Origin of the sequence: Roseomonas rosulenta, assembly GCF_016106005.1 — a bacterium.
Taxonomy (GTDB): domain Bacteria; phylum Pseudomonadota; class Alphaproteobacteria; order Acetobacterales; family Acetobacteraceae; genus Neoroseomonas; species Neoroseomonas rosulenta.
Genome location: NZ_JACADR010000154.1, coordinates 1 through 10,332 on the forward strand (window position 1 = coordinate 1; position 10,332 = coordinate 10,332).

A 10,332-nucleotide genomic window follows, 5' to 3' on the forward strand; every position below is an offset into this window, starting at 1 on the left:
GTAGGCATGGCGGGCCCCGGCCTCGTCGGGCACAAGCGCGGCGACGCGGCCGGATCCGGCGTCCAGCGCCTCGAGCCGCGCGCGCAGGCCGGCGGCGAATTCGGGGAGGTCCACCACCGCGACGGAATGCTTGCGCGCGGCGGCGCGCAGGGCAAACAGGCGCTCCTCGGTCTGCTCCAGGCGGCGAGGATCGGGGCCGCCTTCCTGCAACAGGCGCGACAGGGCTGCCTCAGCCTCGGCCAGCGCATCCTGCGCGGCGGCCAGGGCGGCGATCGCGGGCTGTGCTTCATCGTTGGGCGGGGGCAGGCGTTCCAGCGCGCGCGCCGCCTCGCGCAGCGCACGCGCGGGCGTGGCGGCGCGGCGGTCGCGTGGGGTCAGTTCGGCGATGGCGGCGGCGATCGCCTCGGCGCGACGCTCGCCCTGCTGGAGCCGTTGGCGTTCGGCGGCGAGGCGGTCTTCCTCGCCGTCCTCCGGGTTCAGTTCCTTCAGTTCGGCAACGGCGTGGCGCAGCCATTCCTCCTCGCGCTGCGCGGCGGCGATGGCCTCGCGCGCTTCCGCCAGGCGCTTCGTGGCGGTGCGCCAGGCGCCCCAGGCCTCGGCGGTGGCGGCACGGCGCGGTTCCAGCGCGCCGAAGGCGTCGAGCAGCGCGCCATGGGAGGCGGGGTCCGCGAGCCCCACCTGGTCGTGCTGGCCTTGCACCTCGACCAGGGTCGCGCCCAGGCGGCGCAGCAGCGCGACGCCGACCGGCTGGTCGTTGACGAAGGCGCGGGATCGGCCATCGGCCTGCACCACCCGGCGCAGCACCAGGTCCTCCTCCGGCTCGATGCCCTGTTCGCGCAGGATGTCGAAGGCGGGGTGGCCGGCGGGCGGATGAAAGGCGGCCGCAACCGAGGCCTGCGGCTGGCCGGCGCGGACCATGCCGGACTCGGCGCGCCCGCCGAGCGCGAGGCCCAGGCTGTCGAGCAGGATGGACTTGCCCGCGCCGGTCTCGCCGGTGAGCGCGGTCAGGCCGGGACCGAAGGCGAGGTCGAGCCGTTCGATCAGCACCACGTCGCGAATGGCGAGGCTGGCGAGCACGGTCTGCCGTGCCCCTTCCTCAGAACAGCCAGTTGACGCTGCGGCGGAAGAAGCCCGGCCGGTCCTGCTGCGCGGGCTGCGCGCCCTCCACCAGCAGCGCGTAGGAATCCTGGTACCAGGGGCTGCCCGGGTAGTTGAAGCCGAGCACCGAGGCGGTGCGCCGTGCCTCGTCCGTCAGGCCGAGCGTGATGTAGATCTCGGTCAGGCGATGCAGCGCCTCCGGGACGTGGTTGGTGGTCTGGTATTCGTCCACCACGCGGCGGAAGCGCCCGATCGCGGCCGAGAGCAGGCCCTGGCGCTGGTAGTAGCGCCCGACATGCATCTCGCGCCCCGCCAGGTGGTCGCGCGCCAGGTCCATCTTGAGGCGTGCGTCGCGGGCATAGGCCGTGTCGGGGAAGCGGTTCACGACCTCCTGCAGCGCGTTCATCGCGGTGATGGTCTGCTGCTGGTCGCGCTGCGCGTCGTTGATCTGTTCGTATTGCGAGAGGGCGCGCAGGTAGTACGCGTAGGCGATGTCGCGATGCGCCGGGTGCAGCTGGATGAAGCGGTCGAGAGCCCCGATCGCCTCGGTGTAGCGGTTGCGCGTGTAGTCCGTGTAGGCGGCCATCAGCTTCGCGTTGGTGGCCCAGGTGGAATAGGGGTGCTCCCGCTCCACCGCGTCGAACAGGTCGACGGCGCGCTGGTAGCGGTTGGCGCGCAGTTCCTGCATGCCCGCGGCGTAGAGCGCCTCGGGCGACTGGTCGGCCGCATCCGCCACGGCCGCGGCCGGATCCAGCGACGGATCCGCGCCGGTGCCCTGCCGGAAGCTGCTGCAGCCGGCCAGCGCGACGAGGAGTAGGAACGGGAGTACGTGGCGAGTCATCGGGGCAGCCATGAGGTCGGGCCGCTGTATATCATGGCGAAGCCCCCGCCCGCCAAGCGGCAGACGGCTCAGGCGATGGCGGGTGCCGCAGCGGCGCGCACCGGCGTGGCGGCCGCGCCTTCGGACATGGCGGGCAGGCCGGCCAGGCGCCAGGCGGAGGCATCGGCGAAGAGCGCGCGCAGCACGCGGTTGTTCAGCGCATGGCCCGAGCGCGCACCGCGGAAGCGCCCACGGATCGGCGCGCCGGCCAGTGCGAGGTCGCCCACCACGTCGAGCAGCTTGTGGCGCACGAATTCGTCAGGGCGGCGCAGCCCGCCGGGGTTCAGCACCATCGGCCCGTCCACGACCACGGCGTTCGCGAGGCTGCCGCCCTGCGCCAGGCCGGCGGCGCGCAGCCGCGCCACGTCCTCGGCGAGGGTGAAGGTGCGCGCATCAGCCAGGCCCTCGCGGAAGGCGAGGGGGGAGATGCGCAGCGCCAGCGCCTGGCGGCCGATCGCGGTGTTCGGAAAGTCGATCTCGAGCTCGGCGTCGAAGGCGGGTTCGCGGTTGGGCAGCAGTTCGGCGAAAGCGCCGCCGGCATCCTCGACGCGTACCGGGCGCAGGATCTCGATCGCGGCGCGCGGCGCCGCGGTCGTGGCGATGCCGGCGCATTCGATCAGGAACAGGAAGGGGGCGGCGGAGCCGTCCATGATCGGCACTTCGGGGCCGTCCAGTTCGACCACGGCATCGTCGATGCCGCTGCCGGCGAGCGCGGCCATGACATGCTCGATGGTCGAGACGGTGACCGAACCTTCACCGATGGCGGTGCACAAGCGGGTATCGACCACGCGGTCGAACAGCGCAGGGATATCGATCCCGAGGTCGATGCGGCGGAAGACGATGCCGGTGCCGGCCGCGGCAGGGCGCAGCGTGAGGGCGACGCGGCGGCCGGAATGCAGGCCGGTGCCGACGCACCCGATCGGTGCCTTCAGCGTCCTGCGCCGTCCATTCTCCGCCGGGATGAAACCGTCCATGGCCCTCGTGCCTTTCCAGGGCCTTGCGAGCTTCTCCGCAGGTGCCGCACCCCCCTTGATGCGGCGACGATGCGGCGATGCACAACGCCCCGGAGCACAGAAGCACTCTGCGATCCGGGGCGCCATTCAAGCCTTGTTTCTCTGTATTACGCCGCAAGCCCTTGAAAACGCTGGATTATTGCGACGCAAAATACGGCGAAAAAAGGGCTGGTCCGGTCAGGGATTGCTCTGCCGGCGCAGGAAGGTCGGGATCTCGAGCCCCATCTCGTCCTGCCCGGACTGGCGCGGGGCGGCGCGCGGAGCGGGGGCTGCCTGCTGCGACATGACCGAGGGCTCCACCCGCACCGCATGCGGCGCCATCGGCGGCTGCGCCTCGGGCAGGGTACGGCGCATCATGCCGGTGACGCTGGTGGCGCGCTTGAACAGGCTGCTCATCATGCCGGGTGCCTGGCGGGCGGGTTCGGCATGGCGCGGGGCCGCGGGCTCGATCGTCGCGGCGGGGCCCACGACGATGGGCGCCTCGACCGGGGCCTGCTGCGCGGGGGCATAGGCCACGGGCTCGGGCTCGGGCATCGGCGCTTCGGGCGCGGGGTCCACCACGGCGGGGCGCATCGCCGGCATGGCGCCCTGCGCCGACACGGTGCGGATGAAGGACGGCGTGGTGCGCACGGGCTGCGCCGGTGCCACGGGCTGCGTCGCCACCGCCTGCGTCGGGGCGCCGTTCGCCACCAGCTTCAGCGGCACCTCGCCCCGCCCTGACGCGCTGGCGAGGTCGATGCCGGTCGCGACCACCGAGACGCGCACGCGCCCGTTCATGCCCTCGTCCACCGAGGTGCCGAAGATGATGTTCGCGTCCTCGTCCACTTCCTTGCGGATGCGGTTGGCGGCGGCGTCCACCTCGAACAGGGTCATGTCGTAGCCGCCGGTGATGTTGATCAGCACGCCCTTCGCCCCGGCCATCGAGATGTCCTCGAGCAGCGGGTTGCTGATGGCGGCCTCGGCGGCCTTGGTGGCGCGGTCGTCGCCCTCGGCCTCGCCGGTGCCCATCATGGCCTTGCCCATCTCGGCCATCACGGTGCGGATGTCGGCGAAGTCGAGGTTCACCATGCCGGGGTTGACCATCAGGTCGGTGACGCCGCGCACGCCCATGTAGAGCACGTTGTCGGCCATCTTGAACGCTTCCTGGAAGGTGGTGCGTTCATTGGCCAGCCTGAACAGGTTCTGGTTCGGGATGACGATCAGCGTATCGACGAAGGACTGCAGTTCGTCGATGCCGGAATCGGCCGACTTCTTGCGCTTGGGCCCTTCGAAGTCGAACGGCTTGGTCACCACGCCCACGGTCAGGATGCCGCGCTCGCGCGCCATGCGGGCGATGACGGGGGCGGCACCCGTGCCGGTGCCGCCGCCCATGCCGGCGGTGATGAAGACCATGTGCACGCCCTCGATGTGGCGGGCGAGTTCCTCCATCGCTTCCTCGGCCGCGGCGCGCCCGATCTCGGGCTTCGCGCCGGCGCCGAGACCCTGCGTGAGGTGCGGGCCGAGCTGCACGCGCCGTTCGGCGCGCGAATGGAACAGCGACTGGCTGTCGGTGTTGGCCACCAGGAATTCGACACCGTCGAGCCCCATCGCGATCATGTTGTTGACCGCGTTGGTGCCGCCGCCGCCTACGCCCACCACCGTGATGCGCGGGCTGAAATCGGTGTGCTGCTGCTGCGGCACGGTCAGGTTCAGGGTCATGGGCGGGCCTCCTGGATGATCGTGTCTACGCGGTGGAATCGATTCGGGGCGAGGCGCATTCAGACGCGGTCCTTCACCCAGTTGACGAAGCGCTTGAAGGCGCTGCCGGCCCGCGCCGGGCCGGGCGCGATGTCGAGCACCGGGCGGCCTTCGCCCGCGCCCCACAGAAGCAGCCCGATCGCCGAGGCGAAGCCAGGGCCCGAGGCGGCTTCCGCGAGCCCGCGCACTGGCAGCGGCCGGCCGATCCGCACCTGGCGGTCGAGGATTCGCGCGGCCATCTCGCGCACGCCGACCATCTGGCTGGCGCCCCCGGTCAGCACCACGCGCGTGCCGCCTTCGCGCCCCAGCGCGGCGGCGTCGAGTCGCTCGCGCACCAGTTCGAAGGTCTCCTCGAGCCGTGGCTTGATGATGTTCACCACCATGGAGCGCGGGATGCGCGCGATGGCGTGCTCGTCCTCGCCCAGCAGCGGCACGGGCAGGAATTCGCGATCGTCGTCGGCGCCGCCATGGACGCTGCCATGCAGCGTCTTGATGCGTTCGGCATGCGACAGCGGGGTGGCCAGCACGGTCGCGAGGTCGTTGGTCACCTGGCCGCCGCCCACCGCGACCTGCGCGGTGTGGACCAGGTGGCCCTCGCTGAACACCGCGAGGCTGGTGGTGCCGCCGCCCATGTCGATGACCGTGGCACCCAGCTGCTTCTCGTCATCCACCAGGGTCGCGAGGCCGGCGGCGAAGGGGGCGGAGACCAGTTCCTCCACCTCGAGGTCGCAGCGCAGCAGGCAGGCGCCGAGGTTGCGCAGCGAGGCCTGCGCCGCGCTGACCATGTGCAGCCGCGCGCCCAGCGTGTCGCAGATCATGCTGCGCGGATCCTCGACGCCGGGCGTGGCATCGACGGTGAAGGCGAGGGGGATGGCGTGCACCGTCTCGCGCCCGTCCTCGGCGGTGCGGCGGCGGCCCTCGTGCAGGATGGCGCGCAGGTCCTGCTCGGTGACCGCGCGCCCGCCGATGCCCCACTGGATGTGCAGCTGGCGCGAATCCGGCTGGCCGCAGGAGAGGTTGACGATCACGCCGGGCAGGCGCGTGTCGGCCATCTCCTCGGCCTGGCCGACGGCGGCGCGGATGGCGCGCTCCGCTTCCTCGAGGTCGACGATCGACCCGCCCTTCACGCCGCGCCCCTGGCGCCAGCCGAAGCCGAGCACGCGCGGCGTGCCGTCGCTCTCGATGCGGGCGATCATGCAGACCGCCTTGGTCGATCCGATGTCGAGCACGCCGAAGGTGCCGCTGCGCGCGTGGCGGCGGCGGCGCGTCGGCGTGCCGGGTTCGACGGGGGGCGGCAGGCGGGACATCTGGTTCATCCGCGGCGGGCTCCGGCCTGCTGGCGCGGCGCGGGCTGCTCCGCCGGTTCGGCCTGGCGGGTCGGGCGCAGCACCAGGCGGTCGGGCAGCCTGAGGTCGATCGCGGCGAGCGGGCGGTCGAGCAGGCGCGCCTCGCGCTGCAATTCGCCGAGGCGCTGGATGGCGGCGGCCTCCGCACCTTCGGGCAGCAGGACGTCGGTGCCATTGTGCAGGCGCAGGTTCCAGCGGCGCTCATGGATGCGCACCATGGCCTGCACGCGCTCGGCCACCTCAGGTTCGCGCTTGAGCGTGTCGTAGAGCGCGGGGCCGGCGGAATCGGCGCCGGCGCCGACCAGCAGCGGCAAGGGGCCGAACTGGTCGAGCCCGTCGGCGGCGACCACGCGGCCGTCGCGGTCGATGATCACGAAGCGGGCGTTATTCTGCCAGATGGCGAAGGGGCGGCGTTCCTCGATGCGCACCAGGATGGTGCCGGGCAGGCGGCGCTCCACATGCGCCGTCTGCACCCAGGCGATGGTCTCGAGGCGCGTGCGCGCCGCCTCGGGCGAGAAATCCAGGATCGGGTCGCCGCGCGAGACGCCAAGCGCGGCGCGGATCATGTCGGTCGGCGTGTTGCGCCGGCCTTCCAGGATCACCTGCTGCACCGTCATGCCGAGCGTCTCGCCGACGCCGGCGAAGCTCTCCGCCACGCCGCGCACACGCCCGGCCGGATCGACCGCGCGCACCGCCAGCACCACGACGCCGAGCGCACCGAGGCCGAGCACGCCATAGATCGCGGGGCGCACCAGCGAACGCCGGCGCTTCACCCAGATGCGCAGCCGCGAGGGGCGCGAGGGCTCGCGCTGCGGTTTCGAGGTGCGCGCCAGGCGTTCACGCGCCACAGCGGGCCTCCTGCACCATCCAGGCGCAGAGCGCGGGGAAGGGGATGCCGCAATGCGCCGCCTGCTCGGGCAGCAGCGAGGTCGGCGTCAGGCCCGGTTGCGTGTTCACCTCGAGCAGCACCAGGCGGTCATTCGCTTCGTCGTAGCGCAGGTCGGCGCGCGAGGCGCCGCGGCAGCCCAGCGCGTGATGCGCGCGCAGCGCGATGTCGAGCGCCTGGGCGTAGGTGCCCGCGTCGATCTGCGCGGGCAGCACGTGGCGCGAACCGCCGGCGGCGTACTTGCTCTCGTAGTCGTAGAAGGCGCCGGCATCGGCAATGATGTCGGTGACGGCCAGCGCGCGGTCCCCCATCACGCCGACCGTGAGCTCACGCCCGGGGATATAGGCCTCGGCCATGGCGTGGTCGCCGTAGCGCCAGTCGCGCGCGATCTCGGCGCGGCGATTGTCGCCCTTCTGCACGATGTGCACGCCGACGGACGACCCCTCGTTCACCGGCTTCACCACATAGGGTAGCGGCAGCGGATCGGCGGCCTCGAGTTCCTCGCGCGTGACCAGGCGGTGTTCGGCGACGGGCAGCCCGGCCTCCCGAAACACGGCCTTCGCCGCCGCCTTGTCCATCGCCAGCGCCGAGGCGCGCAGCCCCGAATGCGTGTAGGGAAGCCCCAGCCAGTCGAGCACGCCCTGGATGCAGCCATCCTCCCCGAAGCGGCCGTGCAGTGCGTTGAACACCACATCGGGACGCGGATGCGTCAGCGCATGGATCACGGCGCCGAGGTCCTGGCCAACCTCGATCGGCGTGACCTCGAAGCCGGCCTCGCGCAGGGCGGCGATGCATTGCCGGCCGGAGGAGAGCGAGACCTCGCGCTCGGCCGAGATGCCGCCATACAGCACCGCGACGTGGCGGGTCATGCGGGCCTCCCGATGCGGCGGATTTCCCATTCGAGCTCGACGCCGGTGGCGGCGCGCACCCGGGCGCGTACCTCCTCGCCCAGGGCTTCGATCTGGGCGGCGGTGGCGCCGCCGGTGTTGATCAGGAAGTTGCAGTGCTTCTCGCTGACCTGTGCGTCGCCGATGCGCAGGCCGCGGCAGCCGGCCGCGTCGATCAGTTCCCAGGCCTTCCTGTCGCCGGGCGGGTTCTTAAAGGTGGACCCGCCGGTGCGCGCCCGAACGGGTTGCGTGGCTTCGCGCGCGGTCCGGATCTCGTTGAGCCGCGCGGCGATCGCCGCCGCATCCCCTGGGGTCGCGCGCAGCCGCGCACGGACGACGACGCCGCGCGGCGGCAGTACGGCGCGGCGATAGGCGAAGCGGAGATCGGCGGCCGCGAGGCGCACGACACCCGCCGAGGTCGCGACCTCGGCCCAGTCCAGCACGTCCTTGATCTCGGTCCCGTAGGCGCCGGCATTCATCGCCACCGCGCCGCCGATCGTGCCCGGGATGCCGATCAGGAACTCCAGCCCAGCCAGGCCATGCGCCGCGGCGGTCTCCGCGACGGTGACATCGAGCGCGGCCGCGCCCGCGACGATGCCGTCGGCCTCGACGACGACGTCGCCGAAGCCGCGCGCGAGGCGGATGGTCACGCCGGCGATCCCGCCGTCGCGGATGATCATGTTGGACGCCGCGCCGATCACCGTGATCGGCGTCTCGCCCGGCAGGTCGCGCAGCAGCGCGACAAGATCATTGGCATCGGCGGGGCGCACCAGCACATCCGCGGCGCCGCCCACGCGGAACCAGGTGCTGGCGCCGAGCGGCGCGTCGCGCGTGACACGCCCGCGCAGCGCCGGCACGCCATGCGGCAGAGCGGTATGCAGGCCGGGCGGCGGCGAAGCCTCGGGGCGATGTGCGGCGGCGGCCATCATTTCATCGCCCCCGCGAGCCGCCCGCGCGCGCGCTGCTGCAGGTCGTTCAGCTGCCCCGGCAGCGCATGCGCCCAGGCGGTGATGTTCCCCGCCCCGAGGCAGACCACGTAGTCGCCCGACCGCGCGATGGCGTGGATCATCTCCGGCAGCGAATCCGGCCCCGGCAGCGGCACGACGGAACGATGGCCGCGCGCGCGCAGCCCTTCCACCAGCGCGTCCTTGTCGATGCCATCGATCGGCTGCTCGCCCGCCGCGTAGACATCGGCGACGATGACCGTGCCGGCATCGTTCATGCAGGTGCAGAATTCCTCGAACAGGGACTGCAGCCGCGTGTAGCGGTGCGGCTGCACCACCGCGACCACGTCGCGCGCACCGGCCTGGCGCGCGGCCTTGAGCACAGCGGCGATCTCGACGGGGTGGTGTCCGTAATCGTCGATCACGGTGATGCCGCCGGCCTCGCCGGTGCGGGTGAAGCGGCGCTTCACGCCCTTGAAGCCCGCCAGCGCCGAGCGGATGGTCGCCTCGTCCACCTCCATCTCGACGCCGATCGCGATGGCGGCGAGCGCATTCTGCACGTTGTGCTGGCCCAGCATCGGCAGACGGAAGGGCTTCATGGTGCGCACGCGGCCGGTGGCACGGTCGGTCACCGTGACCTCGAAGGTCGCACCCATGCGGTCGGTGATGATGCGCTCGGCGCGCACATCGGCCTGGGGCGAGAAGCCGTAGGTCACGATGCGCCGGTCCGACAGGCGCGGGATCATCGCCTGCACTTCCGGATGGTCCATGCACAGCACGGCGAAGCCGTAGAAGGGAATGTTGCCGACGAACTGCGCGTAGCCTTCCTTCATCGCCTCCCCGGTGCCCCAGTGGTCGAGGTGCTCCGGGTCCATGTTGGTGACGACGGCAACAACGGCGGGAAGCTTCAGGAAGGAGCCGTCGGATTCATCGGCCTCGACCACCATCCAGTCGCCCGCGCCCATGCGGGTGTTGGTGCCATAGGCATTGACGATGCCGCCGTTGATCACGGTGGGATCGAGTCGCGCGGCCTCGAGCACGGCCGCGACCAGCGACGTGGTCGTTGTCTTGCCATGCGTGCCGCCGATGGCGATGGACCATTTGAGGCGCATCAGCTCGGCCAGCATCTCGGCGCGGCGCACCACCGGGATCAGCCGCTTGCGCGCGGCCGCGACCTCGGGGTTGTCGCGCTTCACCGCGGTCGAGACGACGACCACCTGCGCATCACCGAGGTTCGCCGCGTCGTGCCCCACTGCGACCGGGATGCCGATGCTGCGCAGCCGCTGCACGTTGCTGCCGTCGTTGATGTCGCTGCCCTGCACCTGGTAGCCCAGCGTGTGCAGCACCTCGGCGATGCCGGACATGCCGATCCCGCCGATGCCGACGAAGTGGATGGCGCCGATATTGAGCGGCAGAGCGCATCGGCGACCACACGACCAACATCGCCGAGCGCATCTTCTACGCCGTGCGCGGCGACAGCCTGCCCGAGGACCGCCCCAAGGCCGACCAGTCGGCCTTCGCGGTGGTCCGTCCGGGCGGCG

General features: G+C 71.9%; 9 protein-coding genes and 1 pseudogene. 1 reads left to right on the top strand and 9 read right to left on the bottom strand.

Features of this window, described 5'->3' with window-relative positions:
• The 9 genes from HW578_RS16955 to murC all read right to left on the bottom strand — a co-directional run.
• On the bottom strand, nt 1-1,077 hold a 1,077-nt coding region (locus HW578_RS16955), incomplete at its 3' end, for an AAA family ATPase (protein WP_198371796.1).
• 19 nt (nt 1,078-1,096) lie between these two features.
• Complete coding sequence (locus HW578_RS16960; RefSeq protein WP_198371797.1) at nt 1,097-1,939, bottom strand: outer membrane protein assembly factor BamD; 843 nt, start codon at nt 1,937-1,939, stop codon at nt 1,097-1,099.
• A 68-nt stretch (nt 1,940-2,007) separates the two neighbouring features.
• On the bottom strand, nt 2,008-2,952 hold the full coding sequence (lpxC, locus tag HW578_RS16965) for a UDP-3-O-acyl-N-acetylglucosamine deacetylase (protein ID WP_198371798.1): 945 nt from the start codon (nt 2,950-2,952) through the stop codon (nt 2,008-2,010).
• 216 nt (nt 2,953-3,168) lie between these two features.
• Nucleotides 3,169-4,689, bottom strand: coding sequence for a cell division protein FtsZ (gene ftsZ / locus HW578_RS16970; RefSeq protein WP_198371799.1), 1,521 nt, complete (start codon nt 4,687-4,689; stop codon nt 3,169-3,171).
• A 59-nt stretch (nt 4,690-4,748) separates the two neighbouring features.
• Nucleotides 4,749-6,044 carry a cell division protein FtsA gene (gene ftsA, locus HW578_RS16975; RefSeq protein ID WP_198371800.1) on the bottom strand — a complete coding sequence of 432 codons (1,296 nt, stop codon included), beginning with the start codon at nt 6,042-6,044 and terminating at the stop codon, nt 4,749-4,751.
• Nucleotides 6,041-6,922: a cell division protein FtsQ/DivIB gene (locus HW578_RS16980; protein WP_369407911.1), complete on the bottom strand. Its 882-nt coding sequence runs from the start codon at nt 6,920-6,922 to the stop codon at nt 6,041-6,043. The genes ftsA and HW578_RS16980 overlap by 4 nt, the downstream gene beginning before the upstream one ends.
• A complete protein-coding gene (locus tag HW578_RS16985) occupies nt 6,912-7,829 on the bottom strand; it encodes a D-alanine--D-alanine ligase (RefSeq protein WP_198371801.1) in 918 nt (305 codons plus the stop codon). Before HW578_RS16985 ends, HW578_RS16980 begins: the two co-directional genes overlap by 11 nt.
• The gene (gene murB, locus HW578_RS16990; protein ID WP_198371802.1) at nt 7,826-8,773 is read right to left on the bottom strand and encodes a UDP-N-acetylmuramate dehydrogenase; all 948 of its coding nucleotides are present in this window, start codon (nt 8,771-8,773) and stop codon (nt 7,826-7,828) included. The genes HW578_RS16985 and murB overlap by 4 nt, the downstream gene beginning before the upstream one ends.
• On the bottom strand, nt 8,773-10,206 hold the full coding sequence (gene murC / locus HW578_RS16995; RefSeq protein ID WP_198371804.1) for a UDP-N-acetylmuramate--L-alanine ligase: 1,434 nt from the start codon (nt 10,204-10,206) through the stop codon (nt 8,773-8,775). The genes murB and murC overlap by 1 nt, the downstream gene beginning before the upstream one ends.
• Here murC and HW578_RS28625 point away from each other — a divergent pair.
• A pseudogene (locus HW578_RS28625) lies at nt 10,206-10,332 on the top strand (phosphate signaling complex protein PhoU); the annotation flags it as partial. The gene murC and the pseudogene HW578_RS28625 sit on opposite strands and share 1 nt — an antisense overlap.